The organism is Caballeronia sp. LZ019, assembly GCF_031450825.1.
In the GTDB taxonomy this organism is placed as follows: Bacteria; Pseudomonadota; Gammaproteobacteria; order Burkholderiales; family Burkholderiaceae; genus Caballeronia.
Window position 1 is genome coordinate 612,298 of the sequence record NZ_JARTVZ010000001.1, and the last position, 25,972, is coordinate 638,269.

At 64.9% G+C, this 25,972-nt stretch carries 22 protein-coding genes and 1 pseudogene; 8 read left to right on the top strand and 15 right to left on the bottom strand.

Features of this window, described 5'->3' with window-relative positions; genetic code table 11:
- Window positions 1-19 precede the first annotated feature (19 nt).
- A complete protein-coding gene (locus P9255_RS02730) occupies window positions 20-373 on the top strand; it encodes a RidA family protein (RefSeq protein WP_309768758.1) in 354 nt (117 codons plus the stop codon).
- 2 nt (window positions 374-375) lie between these two features.
- Here P9255_RS02730 and P9255_RS02735 read toward each other — a convergent pair whose 3' ends face one another.
- The 3 genes from P9255_RS02735 to P9255_RS02745 all read right to left on the bottom strand — a co-directional run bounded on the left by P9255_RS02735 (window position 376) and on the right by P9255_RS02745 (window position 3,214).
- The gene (locus P9255_RS02735; protein ID WP_309789110.1) at window positions 376-1,329 is read right to left on the bottom strand and encodes a TauD/TfdA family dioxygenase; all 954 of its coding nucleotides are present in this window, start codon (window positions 1,327-1,329) and stop codon (window positions 376-378) included.
- A 39-nt stretch (window positions 1,330-1,368) separates the two neighbouring features.
- Complete coding sequence (locus P9255_RS02740) at window positions 1,369-2,385, bottom strand: ABC transporter substrate-binding protein (RefSeq protein WP_309768760.1); 1,017 nt, start codon at window positions 2,383-2,385, stop codon at window positions 1,369-1,371.
- Window positions 2,386-2,620: 235 nt separating this feature from the next.
- Window positions 2,621-3,214, bottom strand: coding sequence for a nitroreductase family protein (locus tag P9255_RS02745; protein WP_309768761.1), 594 nt, complete (start codon window positions 3,212-3,214; stop codon window positions 2,621-2,623).
- Window positions 3,215-3,479: 265 nt separating this feature from the next.
- Here P9255_RS02745 and P9255_RS02750 point away from each other — a divergent pair, with 265 nt between their 5' ends.
- The 4 genes from P9255_RS02750 (at window position 3,480) to P9255_RS02765 (ending at window position 7,857) form a co-directional block, all read left to right on the top strand.
- Window positions 3,480-4,112 (top strand): NAD(P)H-dependent oxidoreductase, encoded by a 633-nt coding sequence (locus P9255_RS02750; RefSeq protein WP_309768938.1) that lies wholly within the window; start codon window positions 3,480-3,482, stop codon window positions 4,110-4,112.
- Between the two features lie 5 nt (window positions 4,113-4,117).
- The gene (locus tag P9255_RS02755; RefSeq protein ID WP_309768762.1) at window positions 4,118-5,731 is read left to right on the top strand and encodes a rhodanese-like domain-containing protein; all 1,614 of its coding nucleotides are present in this window, start codon (window positions 4,118-4,120) and stop codon (window positions 5,729-5,731) included.
- Between the two features lie 182 nt (window positions 5,732-5,913).
- A complete protein-coding gene (locus P9255_RS02760) occupies window positions 5,914-6,732 on the top strand; it encodes a MetQ/NlpA family lipoprotein (protein WP_309768763.1) in 819 nt (272 codons plus the stop codon).
- Between the two features lie 135 nt (window positions 6,733-6,867).
- Window positions 6,868-7,857 (top strand): aliphatic sulfonate ABC transporter substrate-binding protein, encoded by a 990-nt coding sequence (locus P9255_RS02765; RefSeq protein ID WP_309768764.1) that lies wholly within the window; start codon window positions 6,868-6,870, stop codon window positions 7,855-7,857.
- A gap of 39 nt (window positions 7,858-7,896) precedes the next feature.
- On the opposite strand, the pseudogene P9255_RS02770 reads toward P9255_RS02765, so the two are convergent.
- The 3 genes and pseudogenes from P9255_RS02770 to ssuD form a co-directional block, all read right to left on the bottom strand.
- A pseudogene (locus tag P9255_RS02770) lies at window positions 7,897-8,685 on the bottom strand (ATP-binding cassette domain-containing protein); the annotation flags it as partial.
- Complete coding sequence (gene ssuC / locus P9255_RS02775; RefSeq protein WP_309768766.1) at window positions 8,682-9,524, bottom strand: aliphatic sulfonate ABC transporter permease SsuC; 843 nt, start codon at window positions 9,522-9,524, stop codon at window positions 8,682-8,684. The pseudogene P9255_RS02770 and the gene ssuC, both read right to left, overlap by 4 nt.
- A 36-nt stretch (window positions 9,525-9,560) precedes the next feature.
- Window positions 9,561-10,724, bottom strand: a complete 1,164-nt coding sequence (gene ssuD / locus P9255_RS02780; RefSeq protein WP_309768767.1) for an FMNH2-dependent alkanesulfonate monooxygenase — start codon at window positions 10,722-10,724, stop codon at window positions 9,561-9,563.
- 305 nt (window positions 10,725-11,029) lie between these two features.
- Between ssuD and P9255_RS02785 the strand changes: the two genes are divergently transcribed.
- Window positions 11,030-11,986, top strand: coding sequence for a sulfonate ABC transporter substrate-binding protein (locus P9255_RS02785; protein WP_309789111.1), 957 nt, complete (start codon window positions 11,030-11,032; stop codon window positions 11,984-11,986).
- A gap of 1 nt (window position 11,987) precedes the next feature.
- Here the strand turns inward: P9255_RS02785 and P9255_RS02790 are convergent, their stop codons facing one another.
- Complete coding sequence (locus P9255_RS02790; RefSeq protein ID WP_309768769.1) at window positions 11,988-13,196, bottom strand: YbfB/YjiJ family MFS transporter; 1,209 nt, start codon at window positions 13,194-13,196, stop codon at window positions 11,988-11,990.
- Window positions 13,197-13,276: 80 nt separating this feature from the next.
- Window positions 13,277-14,212 carry a LysR family transcriptional regulator gene (locus tag P9255_RS02795; protein ID WP_309789112.1) on the bottom strand — a complete coding sequence of 312 codons (936 nt, stop codon included), beginning with the start codon at window positions 14,210-14,212 and terminating at the stop codon, window positions 13,277-13,279.
- Between the two features lie 113 nt (window positions 14,213-14,325).
- Here P9255_RS02795 and P9255_RS02800 point away from each other — a divergent pair, with 113 nt between their 5' ends.
- Window positions 14,326-15,057 (top strand): alpha/beta hydrolase, encoded by a 732-nt coding sequence (locus P9255_RS02800; RefSeq protein WP_309768771.1) that lies wholly within the window; start codon window positions 14,326-14,328, stop codon window positions 15,055-15,057.
- A gap of 448 nt (window positions 15,058-15,505) precedes the next feature.
- Here the strand turns inward: P9255_RS02800 and P9255_RS02805 are convergent, their stop codons facing one another.
- The 6 genes from P9255_RS02805 to P9255_RS02830 form a co-directional block, all read right to left on the bottom strand.
- Window positions 15,506-16,456, bottom strand: coding sequence for a hydroxymethylglutaryl-CoA lyase (locus P9255_RS02805; RefSeq protein ID WP_309789113.1), 951 nt, complete (start codon window positions 16,454-16,456; stop codon window positions 15,506-15,508).
- Between the two features lie 13 nt (window positions 16,457-16,469).
- A complete protein-coding gene (locus tag P9255_RS02810) occupies window positions 16,470-17,831 on the bottom strand; it encodes an MFS transporter (RefSeq protein ID WP_309768773.1) in 1,362 nt (453 codons plus the stop codon).
- A gap of 95 nt (window positions 17,832-17,926) precedes the next feature.
- Window positions 17,927-18,742, bottom strand: coding sequence for an enoyl-CoA hydratase-related protein (locus tag P9255_RS02815; RefSeq protein WP_309768774.1), 816 nt, complete (start codon window positions 18,740-18,742; stop codon window positions 17,927-17,929).
- On the bottom strand, window positions 18,739-19,908 hold the full coding sequence (locus P9255_RS02820; protein WP_309768775.1) for a CoA transferase: 1,170 nt from the start codon (window positions 19,906-19,908) through the stop codon (window positions 18,739-18,741). The genes P9255_RS02815 and P9255_RS02820 overlap by 4 nt, the downstream gene beginning before the upstream one ends.
- Window positions 19,905-21,644 (bottom strand): hydantoinase B/oxoprolinase family protein, encoded by a 1,740-nt coding sequence (locus P9255_RS02825; protein ID WP_309768776.1) that lies wholly within the window; start codon window positions 21,642-21,644, stop codon window positions 19,905-19,907. Before P9255_RS02825 ends, P9255_RS02820 begins: the two co-directional genes overlap by 4 nt.
- A gap of 3 nt (window positions 21,645-21,647) precedes the next feature.
- On the bottom strand, window positions 21,648-23,693 hold the full coding sequence (locus P9255_RS02830; RefSeq protein ID WP_309768777.1) for a hydantoinase/oxoprolinase family protein: 2,046 nt from the start codon (window positions 23,691-23,693) through the stop codon (window positions 21,648-21,650).
- A gap of 161 nt (window positions 23,694-23,854) precedes the next feature.
- On the opposite strand from P9255_RS02830, the gene P9255_RS02835 reads away from it, so the two are divergent.
- Window positions 23,855-24,793 (top strand): LysR family transcriptional regulator, encoded by a 939-nt coding sequence (locus P9255_RS02835; protein ID WP_309789114.1) that lies wholly within the window; start codon window positions 23,855-23,857, stop codon window positions 24,791-24,793.
- Here the strand turns inward: P9255_RS02835 and P9255_RS02840 are convergent, their stop codons facing one another.
- Entirely contained in the window at window positions 24,794-25,690 is an 897-nt protein-coding gene (locus tag P9255_RS02840; RefSeq protein WP_309789115.1) for an ATP-grasp fold amidoligase family protein, read from the bottom strand.
- Window positions 25,691-25,972: the final 282 nt, after the last annotated feature.

The following is a 25,972-nucleotide window of genomic DNA, read 5'->3' on the forward strand; positions in this document are numbered from 1 at the left end:
ACTCAACTGGAGTACATGCATGACCGACATCCAACGCATCGAAACCAACCAGCGCATGAGCCGCGTCGTCAAGGCGGCGGGCCTCGTGTTCATCGGCGGACAAACTTCCGCCGATCACACGCCCGATGTGAAGGTTCAAACCGCGAAGGTACTGGACAAGATCGACGCGTTTCTCGAGAAAGCGGGCATCGACAAGACCCGCCTCGTTTCCGCGCAGGTATGGCTCGCGGATATCGATCGCGACTTCGCCGGCATGAACGAAGTGTGGGACGCATGGGTGCCGCAAGGCCACGCGCCCACGCGCGCCACGGTGCAGGCGAAGCTCGCCGCGCCCGAGCTGCTGGTCGAGATCGCGGTGGTTGCGCTGGCCTGAGGCTAGTTCAACGCGACTGCGGCGGCAGCGCCGACGGGCGTCCCCTGTATTGCGACGGACGCCCGGCCATCCGGCCCGACCGGCACGTCGCCGACGAGCGTCGTGCGATAAAGCTGGCGATCGAAGTCGAGATCGAAGATATCGGTCGGCGCGAGATGCGCGGTCGTGCGGTTGTCCCAGAACGCGACGCTGCCCGCCTCCCACTTGAAGCGCACGGTGAACTCGGGCCGCGTCACGTGCTCCCACAAGAGTTCGAGCAAGACCTGACTCTCGCGCGGCGCGAGCCCGACGATATGCTTTAGAAAGCCCGGACTCACATAGAGCGCCCGCTCGCCCGTCTCCGGATGCACGCGCACGAGCGGATGCTCGCTCACCAGCGTGCGATCGTTGACGGCCTTCGAGAACGCTTCGGTGCCGCTTGCGCCCTGCGGCGGCGCGAAGCGATGCACGCCACGCAAGCCATCGACGAAGGCCCGCAACGGCGCGGACAACTTCTCGTACGCGATGACGAGATTGGTCCACTGCGTATCGCCGCCGTAGGGCGGAATGGTCACGCCGCGCAGGATCGACGCGAACGGCGGATTGACGGCCGCGGTGACATCCGTATGCCACCCGGTCCACGGACGCAGCAACGCCTGCCCTTCGAAGCGCGTCGCCTTGCGAAACTTGGAGATGGAGTAGATCTCCGGGTGCCCATCGACATGACCGAACACCGGATGCCCGACCGTCAGCTCTCCGAACTGTGCAGAAAACGCGACGTGCTGGTCGTGGCTGAGAAACTGTTCGCGGAAGAACACGACACGCCACTTCAAAAGCGCGGCGCGAATCGCGTCAACTTGCGCACGCGACAGCGTTTTCCTGAGATCGACGCCGCTAATCTCCGCACCGATATGCGCGGACAGCGGACTGACTTTCACACCGGCCTCATGCTCGTTGACGACAACGGCTGCGTTCACTGATATGTCTCCGTTCGAATGATGGAATGGCGCTCGGCCTCAGCTGCCGGGCGCGGCGGGATCGTCGGCGAAGAAGTAGTCGCGCCACGTCTTCGGTTCGTGCTTGATGACGCCGACCTTGGAGAGAAACGCGCCGAGCGGGAGCGTGTTGTTCGGCGTCGTGGCGAAGCTCACTTCCTTGTCGCTGAGAATGCGTTCGACGAACGCGGGCGAGAGCTTCGAGCCGTCCTGCCGAATGTAGATGGCTGCTGCTTGTGCCTTGTCGGCTGCAATGAGCTTCGCTGCGTCTGCAAGCGCCGCGCGCACGGCGGCGTAGGTCTTCGGATTGTCGCGCCGCCACTTGTCCGATGTAACCGCGACACTGCTCGTCGCCAGCCCGCCGAGTATGTCGGTGGAACTCAGCACCTTGTGGATCTTCGGATCGTCGAGTTCCTGGTACTGATACGGCGCGTTCGAGAAATGCAGGTCGATCACGGAACTGCCCGACAGCATCGCGGTCGTGGCGTCCGCATGCGGCATGTTCACTTCGAAGCGATCGAGCCGCGCGTAGTGCGCGTCTCCGAAAGCCTGCGCGGACGCCATCTGCAACAGCCGCCCTTGCTGCGATACCGCGACCGACACCACGGCGATGCGGTCTTTTTCGCCGATATCCCTGATGCTGCGGATGTGCGGATCGTTCGATACGAGGTACACCGGCACCGCGCTTTGCGCCGATATCGCGCGGAAATCCTGATGCCCGCGCGTGCGATCCCAGATGGTCATGAGCGGACCGATGCCGAGCGTCGCGATATCCGCCGCACCGGACAGCAGCGCCTCGTTCACGGCCGCGCCGCCGGAAAGCGTGGTCCATTGCACGTCGATGGCCAGACCCGCGCGTGCGCCCTCTTTCTCGATCAGCTTCTGATCCTTCGCCACTTTCAGCAGCAATGAACCGATGCCGTATTGATCGGCGATCTTCACGGCGCCTTCGGCATGCGCGCGGCTCGAAGGAGCAGCGAATGCCGCAATGAGCGCGATCGTCGAAGAAAAACGCTTGAACCAGCAGGATTTCGTCATGCGGTGACCGTCCAGGCGATATGCGCCGAGAGGGTCACTGTACAAGCGGCATTCCTTCTTCCCAACGAAGAAAGGATGCTACGGATATGCAGTCACGTGAAAAGCGTGCGCTGCTGACTCATCGCCAGCGTCACCGCACGCGGCGAGGATGACCGACAGCGCGAGCGGCATCGATCTGAAAAGCACTTTCATCAGGCGTTATCGTTTTTCGTGCCGACAATCTTGAGTCGCGCGGCTATGCGCTTTCGCCCCATGCGCCGAAGCGCGCGATCTCGTCGAGCGGCAATCGCGCACGAGGCGCAAGCTCGCGTTCGGCCAGTTCGGCGGGCAATGCCTGGGCGTCGCCGTGATGCGCTACCGAGATCATGCTCAATGCCGTGTAGCGCTCGGGAATCGCGAATGCCCTGCTGAGTCCGCTCGCGTCGAAACCGCCCATCGCGTGAGCGGCGAGGTCTTGCGCATGGGCTTGCAAGAGCAGCGCCATCGCTGCGGCGCCGGCGTCGTAGCTTGCGCTCGGATTGACCGTGCCTTTCCCGGTGAGGGTATCGGCGAGCACGGCGATCAACACCTGCGCGTGCTCGTTCCACTTCTGATTGAACGGCACGAGCAACGCGAACGCGCGATCGAACGCCTCGCGGTCCTGCGACTTCTCGAACACGAGAAAGCGCCACGGCTGCACGTTATACGCAGACGGCGCCCAGCGCGCCGCCTCCAGCAACGCGACGACCTGCGCGTGCGCGACGGGACGATCCGCATAGGCGCGCGGGCTCCATCGTCCGGCGATCAGCGGATGAATGGCGATATCGGTCGGTGCGGGACGGTGTGTCATAAGCCTCTCTGGACGAGTGTCTGCAAGCGTGGGCTTCAGCATACCGCGTGCAGATACACCTGCAGAACAGGCATCCAACGAATGCTTTGCGATATGCAATCCACTGCCGATGCTTAACGCCCGAGCACGAGCGTACGCTGCCACACCCATGCATATCCTTAGCGCAATTCATGCGTTCCGATGCGCGTTGCCGCTCGTTATGATGGCTGGCTCGGGGCTTGCAACATGGCCGACATCATTACAAGGGAGTCCGATCTTGACCCAGATGCAATCACCGCGCAGGCCGCTCGTCGTCGGAATCGGCGGCACGACGCGCCCGGCGTCGTCGACCGAACGCGCGCTGGCTTTCGCATTGAAAGGCGCGCAGGAAGCCGGCGCGCGCGTGCAGTTGTTCGGCGGCGCGTTCCTGCACAGCCTGCCGCACTATGCGCCGGAGACTCGCGAACTGACCGACGAGCAGCACGAACTGATCGAGGCGGTTCGCGCCGCGGACGCGTTGATCATCGCGACGCCCGGCTATCACGGCGGCATCTCGGGGCTCGTGAAGAACGCGCTCGATACGCTCGAGGAGCTACGGCTCGATGATCGCCCGTATCTCGATGGCCGCGCGGTCGGCAGCATCGTGACGGCTTATGGATGGCAGGCTGCGGGCACCGTGCTGACATCGCTGCGCTCTATCGTGCATGCGTTGCGCGGCTGGCCGACACCGTTCGGCGCGGCCGTCAACACGCTCGAAACGCGTTTCGAAACCGCCGATACGTGCTCCGACCCGAAGGTCGTCGAGCAGCTGCGCACAGTGGGGCGGCAGGCGTCGACGTTTGCCCTTGCGTTCGGCGCGCATGCATCGTCGGATGCGTATCACGCGGTCGAGCATCGCGTTGCCGTCGTGCAGAGTTGATGCACATGAACGGGACCACGCTGGCGGTGTGGACGGTTCACGATGTTCGCGACGCCCTTCTCGCAAAACGCGAAGTCGCGCTGCTCGATGTGCGCGAGGAAGACCCGCATGCGCAATGCCATCCGCTCTTCGCGGCAAATTTCCCGCTGGCGCGCATCGAACTCGATGCCTACACGCGGCTGCCTCGCCGCGACGTGCCTGTCGTATTGCTGGATGACGGCGAAGGGCTTGCATCGCGTGCGGCGCGGAAGTTCGCGGAATTGGGTTACACCCGGGTCGCGCTGCTCGAAGACGGCCTCGCCGGATGGATTCGCGCGGGCGGCGAAGTGTTTCGTGACGTGAACGTGCCGAGCAAGGCATTCGGTGAATTCGTCGAAGCGCAGCGTCATACGCCGATGCTGTCCGCCGCGACGCTGCATGAGTTGCAGAAGAATGGCGATGACGTCGTGGTGCTGGATGCGCGCCGCTTCGACGAATATCGCACGATGAACATTCCGGGCAGCATCAGCGTGCCGGGTGCGGAACTGGTGTTGCGAGCGCGCGCACTGGCGCCGGATGCGTCGACGCGCATCGTGGTGAATTGCGCGGGCCGCACGCGCAGCATTATCGGTGCGCAGTCGCTGGTCAATGCGGGCGTGCCGAATCCGGTGGCGGCGCTGCGCAACGGCACGATCGGATGGACGCTTGCGGGGCAGGCGCTCGAACACGGCAGCGAGCGGCGATTCGAAACGGACGCGGGGCGCGATGCGTCGTCGCTGGATGCATCGCGGAGGGCGGCAAAGGCGCTTGCGACGCGAGCGGGCGTGCGGCGCACGTCGTTCGAAGAGGCATCGCGATGGGCTGCGGATGCGGCGCGGACGATCTATCGTTTCGACGTGCGCACGCCGGAGGAATATGAAGCTGGCCATGCGCTGGGCTTTCAGAACGCGCCGGGCGGCCAGCTCGTGCAGGAAACGGAGATGTTCGCGCCGGTGCGTGGCGCGCGCGTCGTCCTTTTCGACGATGACGGCGTGCGAGCGAACATGACGGCATCGTGGCTCGCGCAGATGAACATCGAGACGTATGTGGTCGATGATGATTCATCAGGACGGCTGACGGAAAAGGGGCAGTGGCGGCATGATCGCCCGCAGCCGCCGAGTGTGCCGTCTGTATCGCCTGCTGAACTGTCGGCGCTGCTCGAGGATTCGGGAAGTGGCGTTGTGTTACTCGATGTGGGGCCGAGCGCCAGTTATGTGAAGGCGCATATTATCGGCGCGCGGTGGATTTTGCGATCACGACTGACACCCGCGTACGACGACTTGCGAAGCTTGCCCGACGCCAGGCGCTATGTGGTGACATGTGGTGCGAATGCGCTTGCGCCTTACGCTGCGGCTGACGTTGCTGCGCTGACGGGCAAGCCGGTGCATGTGCTGGAGGGCGGAACGTCGGCGTGGGTACGTGCGGGGTTGCCGACGGAAGGCGGCGAGAACGGGTTGGCGTCGCCGCGAATCGACAGATATCGGCGTCCGTACGAGGGCGTGGATAACGCGCGGGAAGCGATGCAGGCGTATCTGGAATGGGAGTATGAGTTGGTGGCGCAGCTGGAGCGAGATGGGACGTGCGGGTTCTTTGTGGTGTAAGTAGCGCAAGGATGATGTTGTCGAGCCAGGAGGCTCGGAGGACGTGAGTTGTCAGCGGGCGTGGAAGGCGATTCAGGGCTCCGTCAAGCTTGATAACGATATCGCCCGATATTATTTGCCGCCAGCGCCCCCGCTAATTAGCATCACGACTCACACATCAGAAAGCGCGGGGAACGCAAACCATGAAACCGATAAAAACCGCCTTATTCACGGCCCTGCTGACATTAGGCATCGTATCCACGCAACCATCGCAAGCAGCGGACAAGACGATACGAGTAGGCATCATGTCCGGCGAAGACGAGGACGTCTGGCGCGCGGTCGCAGCAAACGCCGCAAAACAAGGCATCAAAGTGAAGGTGACGACCTTCTCCGACTACACGCAGCCGAACGAGGCGCTATCCCAACACGACCTCGACGCGAACTCCTTCCAGCACAAGCCTTATCTGGATGCGCAAGTCAGCGCCCGTCATTACGACATCGTGCCGGTAGGCTTCACTTACGTGCAACCGATCGGCCTGTATTCACGCAAGGTGAAATCGGTAGCAGAGTTGCCGCAGAACGCCGCCATCGGCGTGCCGAACGACCCGAGTAACGAAGGCCGCGCGCTGTTGCTGCTGCAGGCTAACGGCATCATCAAGCTCCGCGAAGGCGTGGGCCTGCTGCCGACGGCACGCGACATCGCAAGCAATCCCAAGCATGTGCAGATCAAGGAGCTGGACGCAGGCATCGTGGGCCGCGCGATCGGCGATCTCGACGCGGCCGTGGTGAACACCGACTGGGCGATCAAGGCCGGCATCAAGATTCCGCAGGAGCGCATCGCGCAGGAAAACGTGACGGGCAACCCGTATCGCAACTTCATCGCGGTGAATGCGAAGGATGCGCAAGCGCCCTGGGTCAAGACGCTCGTGCAGAGCTATCAGCAAGCGAACGTGGCATCGGCGATCCTGACCGTCTATCACGGCGCCACGCTGCCCGCCTGGGACGGCGCCCCGCAACATTAAGCGGCCGCCACGGTGTGTCCGCACGCTTATCTGCGCGCGCGAGATGAATAGCTGAATCCATCAGTTAGCGCGGGATCGTCGCATTGCTACGATGACGATCCCGCGACCTCGCATCCGACACAAGGACACACCGCAATGGCGCCGATGACCCGACGCACCTTCACCCGCCTCGCGCTCGCTTCCACGCTCGGTGCCGCGCATTCCTTCGCATTCGCGCAGGCATCGCCGCAAGTGCTGCGCATCGGCTATCAGAAGTCATCGACGCTCATCACGCTGCTCAAGACGCGCGGCTCGCTGGAGCAAGCGCTCGCGCCGCTGAACGTGCGCGTATCGTGGCACGAATTCGCAAGCGGTCTGCCGCTGACCGAAGCGCTCAACGTGAACGCCGTCGACTTCAGCGCCGATGTCGCCGACACCGTGCCGATCTTCGCGCAAGCCGCCCACGCGAGCTTCGTCTATGTCGCGCAGGAAGCGCCGTCGCCGCACGCGCAGGCCATCATCGTGAAGAAGGACGGGCCTATCCGTTCGCTCGCGGATCTCCGGGCCAAACGCATTGCCGTGACCAAGGCCGCCGGCAGTCACTATCTCCTCTTCGCTGCACTCGCACGCGCGAAGCTCGAACCCGCCGACATCAAGACCGCCTATCTCACGCCCGCCGACGGACGCGCCGCATTCGAGCGCGACAGCGTCGACGCATGGATCACGTGGGACCCGTATGTCGCGTCAGTGGAAAAGACGAGCGATGCGCGCGTGCTCGTCGATGGCGCGGGGCTCGCTTCGTATCAGCGTTACTACCTCGCATCACGCACGTATGCCGCTGCGCATCCGCAGATCGTCCAGACGGTGTTCGATCAGCTGAAAAGCGCGGGCGAGTGGCTGCTTGCGCATCAGCAGGATGCCGCGAATGCGCTTGCGCCGGTGTGGGGTCTCGATGCCGCGACCATCGAACGTGCAAATGCGCGCCGCAGCTATCTGGTGCGCGCCGTGACGGCGCAGAACTTCGGCGAACAGCAGACTATCGCGGACACGTTCCATCGCAACGGCTTGCTGCCCGCGCATATCGACACGAAGGACTCGCTCGTATGGGACTTCGCCGCGAAGCAGGCCAAGCCGATCGCGGTGTGATGACGTTGCGGGCCTTCATCAGAGGCCCGCGTTTGCTTAGGCTTGCTTCAGAATGCGGCGCAGCACGCGTTCTTCCAGCGCCGACGCTTCCACCGACGCCTGCTTGCGCGGCCGTGCAAGCGGCACAGGCTGATCCAGTGCGATACGCCCTTCTTCGATCAACAGAATGCGGTCGCCCAGCACGACGGCTTCGTGAACGTCATGCGTCACGAGCAGCGCGGTGAAGCGGTGCTCGCGCCACAACCGCTCGATCAGCGCATGCATTTCAATGCGCGTGAGCGCGTCGAGCGCGCCGAGCGGTTCATCGAGCAATAGCAGTTGCGGCCGATGCACCAGCGCACGCGCGAGCGCGACGCGCTGCCTTTGCCCGCCCGACAGTTGCGACGGCCAGTCGTTCTCGCGTTCCAGCAGCCCGACTTCGGCGAGCACCGCGCGAGCCTGATCGCGTGCGCCGCGCTTCAAGCCCAGCATCACGTTCTGCAGCACCGTCTTCCACGGCAACAGCCGCGCGTCCTGGAACATGATGCGCGTATCTAGCGCTTCGCCGTTGCTCGCGCGCTTCGTCAGCGCGCCGCCGCTCGGCGTTTCAAGGTCGGCGATAAGGCGCAGCAGCGTCGACTTCCCGCATCCGCTGCGTCCGACGATCGTCACGAAGCTCCCCTGCTCGATCGACAGGTCGAGCGCCGACAACACCGTGCGATCGCCATAGCGCTTTTCGACGCCGCGCAGTTCCACCGCGACGTCATGCGCCGACCGCGCATGCGGCTGCGTGCGCTCGACGGTGAATCGCTCGTCCACTCTCAACGACACAGACGCAGTCGCGCTCATGCCTTTCCTCCTCGTTGATACGCCGGATGCCAGCGCAGCGCCACGCGCTCGATGCCCTTCGCGAGCACATCCGCGAGCTTGCCGAGCACCGCATAAAGCAGAATGCCGACGACCACCACATCCGTTTGCAGGAACTCGCGCGCGTTCATCGTCATATAGCCGATGCCCGATTGCGCCGAGATGGTCTCCGCTACGATCAGCATCACCCACATGAGGCCGAGGGCAAAGCGCACGCCGACGAGAATCGACGGCAACGCGCCTGGCAGAATCACATCGCGATACAGCTCGAAGCCCTTCACACCATAGCTGCGCGCCATCTCGACGAGGTTGGCATCGACGGAACGGATGCCGTGGAACGTATTGACGTAGACCGGAAAGAACACGCCCAGCGCGACGAGAAAAATCTTCGCTTCCTCTTCGATGCCGAACCACAGAATGACGAGAGGAATCATCGCGAGCGCGGGAATGTTGCGGATCATCTGCACGGTGGAATCGAGCGCGACTTCGAACGGACGAAAGAGCCCGGTCCAGAGTCCGAGCACGAGCCCGACGCCGCCGCCGATCGCAAGCCCCAGCAACGCGCGCCACGCGCTGACTTTTACGTTCGCCCACATGTCGCCCGACTGAATGAGCGTCCACGCCGATTTGACGACAGCGAGCGGCTCGGGCAGCACGCGCGTCGAGAGCACGCCGGCGCGCGCCGCATATTCCCACAGCAGCAAAATCGCGATGGGCACGAGCCACGGCGCGATGGCCGCGCCGATGCGCCTGAAGATGAGCGCGCCGTTGCGTGTGTTTCGCGGCGCGGCGGGTATCGCCTGGGTGAGGGCATCGGCCATGCTGCTAGTTCCTCCGATGAGAGTGTCGTTGCATGATCAGCTCTGACTCGCGTTCGGCAGATAGCCGTTGCCGACGATTTCGCCGAACGGTCCCGACAACGGGCCGGACTTCTGCCCGACCCGGACACCGCGCTCGCCGAGCAGCGGGAATACGAGTTCGGCGAACCGATACGACTCTTCCAGATGCGGATAGCCGGAAAGAATGAAGGTCTCGATGCCGAGTTCCGCATACTCCCTCATGCGCGCCGCCACTTGTTCTGGATTGCCAACTAATGCGGTGCCTGCCCCGCCGCGCACGAGGCCCACGCCCGCCCAGAGATTCGGATAGATTTCGAGCGTTTCCCGGCCGCCGCGCTTGCCGCCGTGCAATTGCGCCATGCGGCGCTGGCCTTCGGAATCCATCTTCGCAAAGGCGGCTTGCGCGCGTGCCACCGTTTCATCGTCGAGATGGCTGATCAGGCTGTCCGCCGCCGCCCACGCTTCCTCTTCCGTCTCGCGCACGATCACATGCAGACGAATGCCGAAGCGAATCTTGCGGCCCTGCGCCTCTGCGCGGGCGCGGATATCGTCGAGCTTCTTCCTCACCGCTTCGGGCGGCTCGCCCCAGGTGAGGTAGGTATCGATATGCGTCGCGGCGATATCGTGCGCCGCCGCCGACGAACCGCCGAACCACAGCGGCGGATGCGGCTCCTGCACCGGCGGATACAGCACCTTGCCGCCCTTCGATTGCAGATGCTTGCCCTCGAATTCGATGGCTTCGTTCGCATGCGACGCGCTCAGCAGATTGCGCCAGATATGCAGGAATTCATCGGTGATTTCGTAACGCGTGTCGTGATCGACGAAGAGGCCGTCGCCTTCGAGTTCGGCCGCGTCGCCACCGGTCACGACGTTGATGAGCAGACGTCCGCCCGAGAGCCGGTCGAACGTGGACGCCATGCGCGCGGACAGTCCGGGCGACGAGAGCCCCGGACGGATCGCGACGAGAAACTTGAGCTTCTTCGTGGCCGCGATGAGGCTCGATGCGACGACCCATGCGTCTTCGCACGAGCGCCCCGTAGGCAGCAGCACGCCCTGATAGCCGAGCGTATCGGCGGCGACTGCGATCTGCTGAAAATACGAGAGGTCAGCGGCGCGCGCCCCTTTCGACGTGCCCAGATAGCGGCTGTCACCGTGGGTCGGAATGAACCAGAACACATTCATGCGCTATTCCTCTTTTCCTTCGTTGAGCGTTGAGGGTCAACGTCGATTGAGGGCGATGCCGTCGAAGACGAGTAGGCCAGTTTAAGGACGCGGGCCGCCGCCGCGAACAATGGAATTCAGCTTTGGTTTTCTGCTTTGGTGCTTTGGTGCTTTGGCCGCGATAGCGGCGCGCATGTCGACATGACGGTGATTTGCTTATCTGCAAACGTGATTTCACGGCGCATGTCCGCTTCGCTAGCATGGCGAACCGGGCCGTCTCGTGCATGCAGGCGGTCTCGTCACTCACATGCCGGAGGCTTTGCACCATGAATCGCACGACACTCAAAAGCCGCCGAATCTTTTTGGCTGCGCTCGCCGGAACACTCGGCGGAATCGCCGCGCCGTCCTGGGCGAAGTTTGAGAACGATCGCTTCAGAATCGGTTATCAGAAGGCCGCGAGCACGCTCGTGTTGCTCAAGGCGAATGGCACCCTCGAGAAGCAGCTTGCGCCGCTGGGCGTGAAAGTGACGTGGACGGAATTTCCCGCTGGGCCGCAACTGCTGGAAGGGCTGAATGTCGGCGCAATCGACTTCGGCTATGTCGGCGAAGCGCCGCCCGTTTTCGCGCAAGCGGCGGGCGCGGACTTCGTCTATACCGCCTACGAGATTCCGACGCCGCGCGCCGAAGGGGTGATCGTCGCGCAGGATTCGCCGATCAGGAGCGTGGCCGATCTCAGGGCCAGGAAGATCGCCTTCAACAAGGGATCGGACGTGCACTGGTTCATCGTCGCGTTGCTGCGCAAGCACGGGCTCGCCTATACCGACATTCAGCCCGTGTTCCTCGCCCCCGCCGATGCGCGCGCCGCGCTCGAACGCGGGTCGATCGATGCGTGGGCGATCTGGGACCCGTTCCTCGCCGCCGCGCAGGCGCAGAGCAATGCGCGCCTGATCGCGGATGCCGACGGCGTCGCGAGCCATCATCAGTTCTTCCTGAGCCAGCGCGAGTTCGCGCAGAAGCGTAAGGACGTGATCGGCATCGCGATGGAGGCGCTCGGCAAGCAGGGGCAATGGGTCAGGCAGAATCCGGCGGAAGCCGCCACGCAACTCGCGCCGATTCAGGGGCTCGACGCCGCGATCATCAAGACCGGGCTCGAGCATTACGAGCATGTGTATCGTCCTATCGATTCGTCGGTGCTCGAACAGCAGCAGCGCATCGCGGATTCGTTCTACGAACTGAAGCTCATCCCGCGCAAGATCGTGACGAAGGATGCCGCGCTGACCTGATTCACTTCGACCGCGCCACCGCGACACGACCGGCAATGTCGATGATGAACGCCACGCCGAGGGCCGCCGCGCCGATCGCGAACAGCAGCCGGTAATCGCCGCCGCTTCGCGAGAACAGGAACGACAGGCCATAGGCGGACGCGGCCTGCATCACCGCGAAGCTCGTCGTCGCGGTGCGCCATGCGCGTTTTTGCGCAGCGGGATGATGCGCGAGGAGTTCGTTCACGCGCCCGAGCACGAGCGGTACGATGCCCGGCGTGAATGCGCCGACCACGACGCTCGATACCGTCAGCAGCGCCGCGCCCGATCCCAGGACCGGCAGCAGGACCGCGACGAGCTGAAGCGCGAGCGCGACCCGTAGCGCACGCCCGAAGCCTGCGCGGTCCGCGAGATGACCGCTCAACAGCGGCCCTGCGATGGCGCCGAGCCCGTACAGCACCCAGTATTGCGCGCCGGCATCGACACCTTTGCCGAGCCCGCGCGCGACGTAATCGACGAGAAAGATCATGTGCGGCACGAGGCCGACCGCGTTTAGCCCGTACTCCGCGAAGAGCGCGCGCAACGCGGGGGCTGGCGGCGCTTTCGCTGTCGGTTGTTCGCCGGCTTGCGACGGCGGCGCATCGTGCGCGGGCCATCCGTTCCACGCGATGACCGTCAGCAGCAGCGACACCGCCGCCAGCCCGAGCCACGTTTGTTGAAGCCCCTGCCGCAGCAAGAGAGGCACGATCGTCCCCGATGCGGCGATGCCGAGTCCTACGCCGGTGAAGATCGCGCCGCCCGCGAACCCGCGTCGCGATGGCGCGACGTGCGCGAGGATCGTCGGTGCGGCGAGCACCATCAGCGCGCCGCCCGAGATGCCCGACGCGAGCCGCCACACGAAGAACCATGCGAACGAGACCGGAAACGCGCACGCGATGAACGCAATGGTCGCGAGCAGCATCATCGCGCGCAGCACCGTTGCCGGACGTGCACGACGCACCAGCGCACCCGCCGACAGCGCGCCGACCAGATAGCCGCCGAGATTGGCCGCGCCGAGATAAGCCGCCGTCGATGCCGGGAACCAGTGCGCGCCGATGATGGCCGGCAAGAGCGGCGTATAGGCGAAGCGCGCGAGCCCGATGCCGACGAGACTCGCGCTCGCGCCCGCCAGCACGCCGCGCCACACCTGGAACGTCGCGCCCTCCGTTTGATTCGACACTGCGTATCGCATGCTGCCTCCGTACCGTTGCACGCAGTTTATATTCGCGCGATTCGCGAGAGAATCGGCGGCAGACGGAAGAGACTCTTTCGCTAGGCGGTCAACCGGCCGCGCGTGCCGATCCGCAATTGCCTGAACTGGCGGCGCAGGCGCGGCGTCGCGAAGTTGACGAACGCGCGCACTTTCGGCACTGCGAGCCGCCCTTGCGGCGTCAGCAGATGAACGGGCAACGGCGCGTGCTCGCTGTCCGGCAACACGATGCGCAGCGCGTCGCCTTTCACTTCCTTCGCGACGTGATAGGAAAAGAGCCGCGTCACGCCCTGGCCATCGACGGCGGCCGCCACCGCCGCGCGCACCGTATTGACCATGATGCGCGGCGCGAACTGCACGACTTGCGAAATCGCGGAGCCGCCCGATGCCGGAAAGCTCCACGAATCGAGCCCGAAGTGCGTCATCGAGATGATGCGATGCTGCGCGAGATCGGCGGGCGTATCGATCGGCGGATGGGCGGCGAGATAGCCAGGCGACGCGGTCACGACCCGCCGCACGTCGCCCACGGGAATCGCGATGAGCGTGGAGTCCGCGAGATGCGCGATGCGCAGCGCGATATCGATGCCTTCGTCGATCAGGCTCACGGGCCGGTCGAGCAGTTGTAGGCGCACGGACACGGCGGGAAAGCGCGCGAGGAAGTCGTCGAGCATCGGCGCGAGCAGCGCTTCGCCGGCGGCGACGGGCGCGGTGATCGTCAAGAGACCGCGCGGCGCGGAGCGTTCGTGCGCGACGAGCAGGTCCGCTTCTTCGATGTCGGTCAGGATGCGCCTGCATGCGGACGCGTACCGTTCGCCGGCTTCGCTCAGCTTGATGGTGCGTGTCGTGCGATGAAGCAGCGCGGTGCCTGTATGCGCTTCGAGAAAGGCGATGGCGCGGCTCACCGCGGCGGGCGACCGGCCGAGCCGCCGTCCCGCGCCCGCGAGACTGCCTTCGTCGAGGGTGGCGATGAACACTTTCATCGCGTCGATTCGATCCATGGATGATTTGCGCGCGCCGGTTGAATGTTGCGCCAAGTCTAACCGCGCGTGGCACGCATCCGCCGATGCGATGTACGATGCATCACCTTGCGCATCCACGGAGCACGATCTGCATGTCATCCACGCACGCGAGAACTTTCATCCTGATCCACGGTGCATGGCATGGCGGCTGGTGCTGGCGCTTCGTCGCGGATCGGCTCGTGGCGCGCGGGCATCGGGTGTTCGCGCCTTCGCTGACGGGTCTCGGCGACCGGCGTCATCTCGTGGGCGCGGCGGCATCGCTCGATGTGCCGATTGCGGACATCGAGAATCTGATCGAATCCGAAGAACTGAGCGATGTCGTGATCGTCGGCCACAGCTTCGGCGGCCTGGTGGCGTCGGGCGTGGCGGACCGCAGGCCGGAGGCGATTCGCTCGCTCGTCTTTCTCGATAGCCTGCTCGTCGAGAACGGACAGGCCGCTTTCGATGTGCTGCCGCAAAACGTCGTGAAAGAGCGCATGGACTCGGTCAACGCAAGCGGCCAGACCCTCGCGATGCCTGTGAACGGACTCGCGGGCACCGGCATCCCGGACGATCACCCGCTCGCGGACTGGGTGCGGCGGCGGCTGACGCCGCATCCGGTGGCGACGTATCGCACGCCCTTGCATCTGAAGCACCCGCTCGGCAATGGCTTGCCGTGCACGTACGTGCACAGCGCGAACCCGTCGTATGACACGCTCGCAGCGGTGCGGGAACGGGTTCGCGCGCTGCCCGGCTGGGAATGGGAAGCGATCGATACCGGGCACGATGCGATGATCCTCGCGCCGGATTTACTCGTGGCGGTGCTGGAGAGGCTGGCGGCATGAGCCGGCTTTCGTTCGGTACGTAGTCTTCGACGAAACGAAGCTGACAGCTCACGGGATCGCGAGCGGCGAGCGGCAGGCCGAGTTCGCGGCGGCGGGTCGCCATTGTGAATGGCGGTCGGCGGGAAGCAGCATCGGGGCGGCCGCCACGGGGTAGCGGGAGGCGCGAGCGTTGTCGCTGCGTATGACTCGTCCGGTCGCATTCAACGCTTCAGGATATCGACGGACCGTCGCGACGCTTGCTTGCGTCTCGCGCGCGATATCGGAAGACGAGGCTTCGGTCTGCCCGAACTCGCGAAGCGTTCAAGCGCCGCGACGATCGAAGCTGGCGTGACTTCAGTCATTTATCCGCTCGTTCATCCGCTCGTTCATCCGCTCGAACGTGAGCGGATAACACAGCAATCGAGCGGATACCGGGCAGATTCGGGAAATGCGCTTCACCGAAGCATCTTCACGCCGCCACCGCCTCCCTTCCCCGGAACGTCTTCGGCACGCCCGCGCGCGCAATCGCTCCGGTGAACGGTTCACCGGGCAACCACTGCGCGAGCGTCTCGCGCATCGCGAGCAGCTTGTCCAGATCAATACCCGTCCTCAAGCCCTCGGCTTCCAGCAGGAACACCGTATCCTCGGTATTGATGTTCCCCGTGGCGTTCGGGGCAAACGGGCATCCGCCCAGACCGCCGAGCGACGAATCGAACACGCGCACGCCCGCATCCAGCGCGGCGAGCACGTTCGCCAGCCCCAGACCGCGCGTGTCGTGAAAATGGCACGCCACCGGCACCGGACCGGCCAGCGCGCACACCTTGCTCATCAGCGCACGCACCTGCCCGGGATTCGCATAGCCGACCGTATCGGCGACGGTGATCTCGTCCGCGCCCGCCTCGATCAGCTTGTTGACGAGCGCGAGCACCATGCTCTGCTCGACCTTGCCCGCGATGGTGCAGCCGAACGCCGTCGCCACGCCCGCGCCGAGCACGACGCGCGGCGCGCGCTCATCCCGCTCCGCGACGATGCGCCCGAAGTCCGCGAGCGACTCCGCCGTGCTGCGCCGCACGTTCTTGAGATTGTGCGCGTCGCTTGCCGACAGTACGTAGTGCACTTGCGCGACGCCCACATCGAACGCACGCTGCGCGCCCTTCAGGTTCGGCACGAGCGCCGCCGCGTGCAGGCCGTCGATCGCGAGCGCGCCGCGCGCCACGTCGGCCGCATCGGCGAACTGCGGCACGACCTTCGGCGGCACGAACGACGTCACCTCGATATCGCGCACGCCCGCATCGACCATGCGGCGGCACCATTCGAGCTTCTGCTCCGTCGTGAGAATCGTGCCGACCATCTGCAGGCCATCGCGCAGGCCGACTTCGCGCACGCGGACAGCGGGCGTTCCAATCACTGCATCATTCATCTCGATTCCCTTTTCAAAGCGTCGCATCCGCGACCGTCGCGCCGCCCTCGGCACGGCCTTCGTCCTTCGCCGCCACCGCCGACGTCGAAGGCGCGAAGCGCACCGCCGCAATTGCGCCGAGCACCATCAGGAGCGCAATCGCGCCCAGGCCGCCGACCATGCTGTTCGTCATCGTCTTGATCGAGCCGATGATCATCGGGCTCACGAAGCCGCCGAGCAGGCCGAGGCAGTTGATCATCGCGACGCCGCCCGCCGCGCCGCTGCCGCGAATGTAGTCCGTCGAGATTGCCCAGATCAGCGGATTCGGCGCGAGAATGCCCGCCGTCGCAATCGAAAGCGCGACGAGCGACAGCGCCAGATTGCCGGTCGTGAACGCCGCGATGACGAGGCCCGCCGCGCCGCAGACCATCGGGATCGCGCAGTGCCAGCGGCGCTCCATCGTGCGGTCGGAATGGCGGTTCAGCGTGACGAGCGCCACCCAGCTCACGAAGTACGGAATCGCCGAATAGCAGCCGATGGCAAGCGAACTCGTCACGCCCGCGCTCTTGATGAGCGTCGGCAGCCAGAAGCCGATGGCGAACACGCCTGCGATCTGCGTGAACCAGACGAAGCCCATCACATAGACGCGGTAATCGCGAAGCGCGCGGGCGAACGTGTGCTCGGCGTGCGTCGCGGAGACGCTCGACGTCTTGCGGATATCGCGCAGCACGATGTTCTTCTCGGCTTGCGTGAGCCACTTCGCTTCTTCCGGGCCGTTCTGCAGATAGAAGTACGCCATCACGCCGAGCACGCTGGCCGGCAGGCCCTGGACGATGAACATCCACTGCCAGCCGTGCAAGCCGGCGTAGCCGTTGAAGTAGGTCATCAACGCGCCGGACAGCGGCCCGCCGAAGAGGCCGGCAATGCCCGTCGCACACGTGAAGATCGCGATGACCTTCGCGCGGCGTTCGACCGGGTACCAGCGCGTGAGATAGAAGATCACGCCGGGATACAGCCCCGCTTCGGCCAGCCCGAGAAAGAACCGCACGGTATAGAGATGCGACGGCAGCGTGACGAAGGCCGTCCCCGCCGCGATCAATCCCCACAGCACCATGATGCGCGAGAACGTCCGCTTCACGCCGATGCGCGCGAGCAGCAGGTTGCTCGGCACTTCCATCAGCACGTAACCGAGGAAGAAGATGCCCGCGCCGATGCTATAGGTGAGATCGCTGAAGCCGACATCGTGCTTCATGTCGAGCTGCGCAATGCCGATGTTGATGCGATCCAGAAACGCGAACACGTAGCACAGGAACAGAAACGGGATCAGCCTGCGCGTGATCTTGCCGTAGGTCCGTTCCGCGTCGGGCGCGTCGAAACTGCCAGGGTTGGGGGTCATGTCTGTCTCCTCCGGTGATTCCGGGTGTCGTGCCGGCCGGTCGATGCCGGCCGGTGCTTGGCTTCCTGCTCGATGCTGCGTTCCTGCGTCCGCGGTCAGCGGCCCTTGAACGCGGGCGTCCGCTTTTCGTTGTACGCGCTGATGCCTTCCTGTCTGTCGGCAGTCGGGATCAGGCGGTTATACGCCTCGATTTCGACGTAGAGGCCCGTGCGCAAATCGCCCTGAATGCCGAGATCGATGGCCTTCTTCGCCTGCGCGACGGAAAGCGGCGCGCTCGTGCAGATATCGCGTGCGGCTTCGATCGCATCGGCGAGCACGCGGCCGCGCTCGCACAGCCGGTTGACGACGCCCCAGGCGAGCGCCTCGTCGGCGGTGAAGCGCGCGCCCCGCAAGATCAGCTCCTTTGCGCGCCGCGTGCCGATGGTGCGCGGCAACTGCTGCGTGCCGCCGCCGCCCGGCATGATGCCGCGCTTGACTTCGGTGAAGCCGAATACGGCGTCTTTCGCGGCGTACGCGAAATCGCAGGCGAGCAGCAGTTCGAGTCCGCCCGCCACCGCCGATCCGTTCGCCGCGCAAATGAGCGGCAGCGGGCAATACGTGATCGCGCGGTTCATGCGTTCGAAGAGATAGTGCTGCACGCCGAAGTCGTCATCGGTCATGCCTTCGCGCTGCTTCAGGTCCGCGCCGCCGCAGAACGCGCGATCGCCCGCGCCCGTCAAGATGACGCAGCGATACAGCGACGGATCGGCCTCCAGCGCGCCGAACACGCGGATGATCTCGTGACCCATCGTCGTGCTGATCGCATTCGATACGGCCGGACGGTTGAGCGTCACGACCAGGATATGCTGGTCGATCTCTTCGAGCTGCAGCGTTTCGAGCGGCACGTGGCCGAGTTGTTGTGCCAGTTTCAAGGTGTCTCCAGTGGCGTCTTGGCCAGCAGATGATTGTGTTCGCCGAGCTTCGGCGTCCGGCCCACATGCGCGGGCCGCGCGCCGCCGAACGAAATCGGCACGCCGACGACCGTTGCCGCGCCGTCGTCGGTGGTGCGCAAGAGATCGAGCGCCTTCGTCTGCTCGTGTGCGACCACCTGGTCGATGGTCTGAAGCGGGCCGCTCGGAATGCCGGCTGCATCGAGCGCGGCGAGCCAGTGCGCGCCGCCCGCCTGGCGGAACCGGGCGTGCAACAGGTCGATCAGCTCGACGCGGTTCTGCACGCGCGCGCCGTTGGTGGCGAAGCGCGCATCGGCGGCGAGCGCGGGGACGGCGAGCACGTCGCATAGGCGGCGGAACAGGCGGTCGTTGCCGGCTGCGACCATGATCGTGCCGTCCGCGCATTCGAACGCCTGATGCGGCACGATCGCGGCCGTGCCGGAGCCCCAGCGTCCCGGCAGCACGCCCGATGCAAGATAGTCAGCGATCTGGATGCCCGCCCAGCTGATCGCCGTCTCGTACAGCGAGACCGAGACGACTTCGCCCTCGCCCGTCTGCTGCCGCCGGAACAGCGCGGCCAGCACGCCGATCGCGGCCCATAGCCCCGTGCCCATGTCGTTGACGGATACGGGGATGCGGCTCGGCGGTTCGCCCGGCTGCCCGAGAAAGCTCATGAGGCCCGAGAGCGCCTGCACGAGCGGATCGTAGCCGGGCTTGTCGCGCAACGGTCCCGACGTGCCGAACGCGCCGAGATTGCAGTACACGAGCGACGGCTTCGAGCGCCGCATGTCGTCCGCGCCGAGGCCGTACTTCTCGGTGCCGCCCGCCTTCAGATTCTGCAGCACCACATCGGCGCGGCTGCGGATGAGTTCGCGCAGCGCATCGGCTTCATCCGGATTCGACAGCGACATCGCGATGCTCGATTTGCCGTGATTGACCGCATGAAAGAGCGCCGCCGCGCCGTCGATGAAGGGCGGGCCCCAGTCGCGGGCATAGTCGCCGCCGTCCGCGCTCTCGATCTTGATGACCGACGCGCCCAGCGAGCCGAGGATCATGCCCGCGTAGGGCGCGGCGAGGCTGTGGCCGATCTCGACCACGCACACGCCTTCGAGCGGCAGCCGCGAGGAGCTATCGTCGTGCGCGTTCATTCGGCGGCCACCGCGAGCGCGGGCTCTTCGTGCGTGACGCTCTGGCCGTAGCCGTAGAAGCGCTGCGCGGCGTCCTCGCTGATGTAGCCATCGGCGACATCGGCGGCGACGCGATCCCGTTCGCGCGTGGCGGGATCGCCGTATCCGCCGCTGCCTGCGGGCTGCACGGTCACGCGATCGCCGCGATACACCACCGTCTGGCCGCCCTTCGCCGCGACTTTCTGCTCGCTGCCGTCGGCACGCTGCACCGTGCACTGAAAGCGCGTGCCGGGCAATCCGCCGAAGTGGCCTTCGGGCGCCGAGCGTCCGCGCTCGCCGGATACCGTGAACGTCGCTTCGTCGTATTCGACGCGATACACACGCCGCGACGTCAGCCCGCCGCGCCGGCGTCCCGCGCCGCCGCTGTCGGTGACGAGCGACCATTCCTCGACGACGAGCGGCGACGTCGCTTCGATCATTTCGATGGACTGGCTACCCGCATTGCCCACATACACGCGCACGCCGCTCACGCCGTCCTTCTCGGCGCGCGCGCCCATGCCGCCCGCGTGGACGTCGTGCATCGTGACGAACGCCTGGCCCGTTTCGGCGACGCGCGCCGGGTCCGTATCGCGGCCGCTGAAAATCCCCGCGCACGACGCGCAATTGCTTTGGCCGGTGATGCGTTCCGGCACTGCGGGCGCGAGGGCTTTCAGCAAGAGATCGATCACGCGCGGCGAAGTCTCCGTATTGCCCGACACCACCGACGCCGGGTACTGGCAGTTGAGCACGCTGCCTTCGGGCGCGATGATCGTCACGGGGCGATAGCAGCCCTGGTTGATCTGGATTGCCGGATCGGTCAGCGCCTTCACGGTGAACCACGTGCTGTTGCAGGTGACGGAAAGCGGGCAGTTGATGCCGCCGCGCACTTGCGCGCCGGTGCCGGTGTAATCGAACGTGATGTGATCGCCTTCGACCGTCACCTTCACTTTCAGAAGCGGACGCTCCTGCTTCCAGCCCGGCGCTTCGATCGGATCGAGATACTCTTCCGCTTCGTAGACGCCGTCCGGAATGCGCGCGATTTCCGCGCGAATCAGCTTCTCGGAATGGTCGAGGCTCTGGCTCATCACTTCGGCGAGCGCATCCGCGCCGTACTTCGCGACGAGTTCGCCGATACGCCTGTCGCCGACGAAGGTGCCCGCGTATTGCGCCTGGATGTCGAGCCGCAGTTCGTGCGCGTTGCGGCTGTTCTTCGTGAGCAGGTTCAGCATGTCCTTCACCGGCTCGTCGTTGCGATACAGCAGGACCGGCGGAATGCGGATGCCTTCCGCGAAGATATCCCACGTCGTGACGGTGTAGCTGCCGGGCGATTGCCCGCCGATATCCGTCCAGTGCCCGCGCGTCATCACGAACGCGACGATCTTGCCGCCGGCGAACACGGGGCGCGTGAACTGCACGTCCGGCTGGTGATTGCCGCCGCCGACATACGCGTCGTTGCTGACGATCACATCGCCGGGCCGCAGGTTCTCGCGGCCCACGGCTTCCACCGAGACGCGCGTCGAGATGACGGCCGAGCCGAGCATCGTCGGGATGTCGTTGCCCTGGGCGACGAGTTGCATATCGGCGTCGAAGATCGCGGCTGACGAGTCGCCGCTTGCGTGCATCAGCGGGCTGCCCGCGGTGCGCATCATCGCGATTTTCATTTCGCGCGCAACGGCGAAGAGACTGCTGCGGATGATTTCGTAGGTAACGATGTCCATGAATCAGGCTGCCAGTTCGATGACGAGGTTGAGATCACGATCGACGCGCGCGACGTGCGACGCCTTCAGCACCGCGCAACTGCTGTGCTCTTCGATCACGGCCGGCCCTTCGATGCTCGCGCCCACCGGAATCTCGGTGCGGGCGAACACGGGCAGCGTGCGGACGTTGCCGTCGAAGTACACGTCGCGGGTGCGCGTCGGCGCGGGCGTCGCGCCGCCGTTCTTCTGCGCCGCGCTGCCGCGCCAGCCGGTTGACGTGACGAGTTGCAGCCGCACGTTCGCGACGACGATCGGCTTGTCCTTGCTCACGAAGTTCCACTGCCGCAGATGCGCCGCCTCGAAGTTCGCCGCGAGCGCATCGCAGACGCCTTGCGTGTCGTCCGGCACTTCGACGGTGATCACATCGGGCTGGCCGGCGTAGCGGCAATCGGCGAGACGCACCGCCTTTACGCCCTGTGCATCGACGCCATGCCGCTGCAGCTCTTCCATGCCCTGTGCGCGCAGATCGTCGAGCGCGCCGCTCAATGTGGCGTCGTCGATCTTCGCGAGATCGCTTTCGAGCGGACGCTGATAGTCGTATTGCTGATCGGCGACGGTCATGCCGAACGCGCTGAAGAGTCCCGGCAGCGGCGGAATCACGACGCGGCGAATCCCCATTTCCTGCGCGAGATCGACCGCGTGCACCGGGCCCGCGCCGCCGTAGCAGATGTAGCTGAATTCGCGCGGATCGTAGCCGCGCTCGACCGTCATGATGCGGATGGCCTGCGCCATCAGCGCGTTCGCGACGGAGCGCACCACTTGCGCCGCTTCCGGCACCGAGAGACCCAGCGGCCTGGCGATCACTTCATCGACGACACGCCACGCGGCCTTTGCATCCAGCTTGAATTCGCCGCCGAGGAAGCTGTCGGGATCGATATAGCCGAGCACGAGATTGCAGTCGGTGACGGTCGGGCGCGTACCGCCGCGTCCATAGCAGGCGGGGCCGGGATCGGCTGCCGCGCTTTCCGGTCCGATACGCACGCCGCCGCCCGCATCGATCCACACGATGGAGCCGCCGCCTGCGCCGACCGAATCGATATCGATGCTCGGCGAGCGCACCGTGTAGGTGTGCAGCACGCTCTTGTTGCGCAGTTCGGGGCGGAAATCGCGGATCAGCGAGACATCGAACGTGGTGCCGCCCATGTCGCCGAGAATCGCGTTTTTCAGCTCGCTCTTCTCGCAGTTGCGGATCGCCGCCGATACGCCGCCCGCCGGTCCCGATTCGAGCAGGACGATGGGGCGGTCCGCGACCATCGCCGGGCTCGCGAGGCCGCCGTTGGACTGCATGAACAGGAACTTGCCCGCGAAGCCCAGTTGCGCGAGCGCATTGATGAGCCGGCCGATATAGCGGCCGCAGACCGGCCCGAGCATCGCGTTGATGACGGTGGAGCTGGCGCGTTCGTACTCCATCGCTTCGGGATTGACTTCGTGCGATGCGCAGATGAAGCGGTCCGGCAGCAGGCGGCGAAGCGCATCGACGGCTTCGCGTTCGTGCTGCGGATTCACATGCGCGTGCAGGAGACACACGGCGACGGCTTCGACATCCGATTCGCGGATCTGCGCGGCGATGCGTTCGAGTTCGGCGTGATCGAGCGGCGTCGCGACGGTGCCGTCGTAACGCATGCGCTCGGTCACTTCGAGCCGCCAGCGGCGCTCGACGAGCGGACGCGGGTTATCGAACAGCAGATCGTAGAGATCGGCGCGGTCGTGGCGCGAAACACGGCGCAGTTCGAGGATGTCGCGAAAGCCGTGCGTCGTGACGAGTGCGGTTTTCGCGCCGGTGCCTTCGACGACCATGTTGGTCGCCATCGTCGTGCCGTGCCCGAGGAAGGACACGTCCGTGCTCGCGGCTCCCGACAGCTCGAGAATCTTGCGAAAGCCTTCCACGGTGCCGATAACGCGATCCTTCGGCGTCGTCGGAACCTTGGTCGACCAGATGCGGCCCGTTTCGTCATCCACCATGACGACGTCGGTGAACGTGCCGCCGACATCGATACCGATTCGTTTCAATTGCGTCTCTCCATGTTCGTTGTGTGTTTGAGCGCCATGCGCGTTGCGGCTATGATCTGCCGCACCAAAGGCATCGGGCATCGACGGAATCAGTGTAGAGAGGACGGGGCCGGGCCAGATAATGAAACGTTCCGATCAGGTGAATCAGTGGGGTTATATCGGTGATAACCAGTATCGACGCGATCCTGCGGCGCTTGCGCGGGAACCACGTGGCGCTGTTGATCGCGCTCGACGACCACGGCTCCCTTCGCCGTGCCGCGCAACAGGTCTCGCTCTCCCAGCCCGCGACGACGAAATCCCTGCGCGAGATCGAAGCGATGTTCGGCGCGGAACTGTTCGCGCGTTCGCCGCGCGGCATCGTCGCGAATGAGCTCGGGCGCTGCGTGATTCGCCATGCGCGTGCCGTGCGATCGGAGATCGGCGCATTGCGCGACGAACTCGCGGCGATCATGCGCGGTGGCGGCGGGACGCTCGCGATCGGCGCGGTGATGGGATCGATGCCCGTATGGCTCACGCCGATCCTGAAATCGTTGCGCGAGGTGCAGCCGGATATATCGGTGGAAGTGTGGGAGGACAACAGCGCGCGGCTGCTGTCGATGCTCGATCAGCGCCTGCTCGATCTGGTTATCGGCAGGCCCAGCACCAGCGTGCATCCGGATGCTTACGACTTCGTGCCGCTCGAAGCGGAGGAGGTGTGCTTTGTCGTGGACGGCGCGGACCCGCTGGCGAAGGTGGAGAGCATCGAGCTTGCGGACCTGAGCGGCAATCCGTGGATCGTGCCGCAGGCCGCGCTGCCAATGCGCTCGCTGCTCGAACAGCTCTTCGACGACAGGCAGCTGCCGTTTCCGCGCTATGCGATCGAAACGTCATCGACGTTCGCGACGCTCTCGCTGCTGCGTTCGGGAAGCGGGACGGTCGGTCTCGTGCCGATGAAGGTCGCGCGCTACTTCGAGGAACACGGGCTCGTCGCCGTGCTGCCCATCAGGATCGACCGGCGCGGCCCGCCGTATGGCATCGCGACCCGGCGTGGCGCGACGCTGCCGCAGCCGGTGCAGCGGTTCATCGACCTCTGCGTGGCCAGGCGGGACGCCGAAGCGTGATCAGGCTTTCTCGGTGGCCCACTGCTGGCGTATCGTTTCGAGCATGCGGCCCCATTCGTAATCGACGCTGTCCGGCGACATGCGCAACACACCCGCGCCCGGAGTGAACGTTAGCTCGCCGAAATAAATCTGCTCTCGCAGCGAGTAGAGATCGACGCGCACGTACTCGAAGTCTCTGGCGAGTTCACCGGCGGTCTTCAGCAACGCATCGAGGTTCGCGGGTCGCGGCACGGGCTTGTCGCTCGGCTTGTAATGACCGAAGCGGATGTTCTGCAGATTCCAGTTCGCATCGAACGTGTCGCCGTGCGGCGTTTCGCCGAAGCGGTCGGAGATCACGAGGATGAAGATCGTCTGCTTGCCGGACTTCTCGTTGAAGACGTGGAACTTGAGGTCGGGCGGCACGGTGCCGGTGTCGTCGAGCAGCAGTTCTTCGAAGAAGATGCGCGGCTTGATCGCCCGATAGTGCCGCTCGCGCGCGATGCGGTAGAAGTCCGTCGACAGCCACGATTGCGCGAGCTGCGAGAGTTCTTCGAACGAGGTCGTCGACTTGTCGCGGACCACTTTCACGAAACCGCTGCCGTGATTGGCTTTCATAACGAAGGCGTTCGGCAGTTCGTCGAAGACGGTTTTCGTGAAGACGGAGGGCGCCGCGAGCAGTGGAATCAGATATTGCGGGCCGATCTTGCGTGCGATGTAGTCGCGCACCGCGAGCTTGTCGCTCAAGTTGACATAGCGCGGATCGGGGTGCAGACAGCGCCGCAGAATTTGCTCGTTGAACGTAAGGGGACGCCGCAAGTTCGGGAATCGCCCAATGCGCCTGCGATGAACGAAGCTCAGGAACACATCGTCCGGCAACCACACCTTTGCGCTGTCAAAGAGCCGTTTCGAAAGCGACATCCGGGTATTCTCCGTGTGACTGATTTTGTAATATTGGTCGTAAGTTCAAGCCCCGTTTCGTTCACGAGCGCCTGACGTCGTTCACCGGGTGGGGATGGACTCGAAATCGTCCCAAGCCGCCGATGCCCCGACCGTGCGGCAACCAACACAACGAAATCAAAAGGCTTGCCTGCCAATTTTGCTTGTATTAAGCGGCTGCGAAGCGCCGCTCCTCGTTCGACGAGCGTAGCAGACGCTTATGAGGAACCGGAGCGCGGTTCCCCACGCTGCGAGGCAAATTGT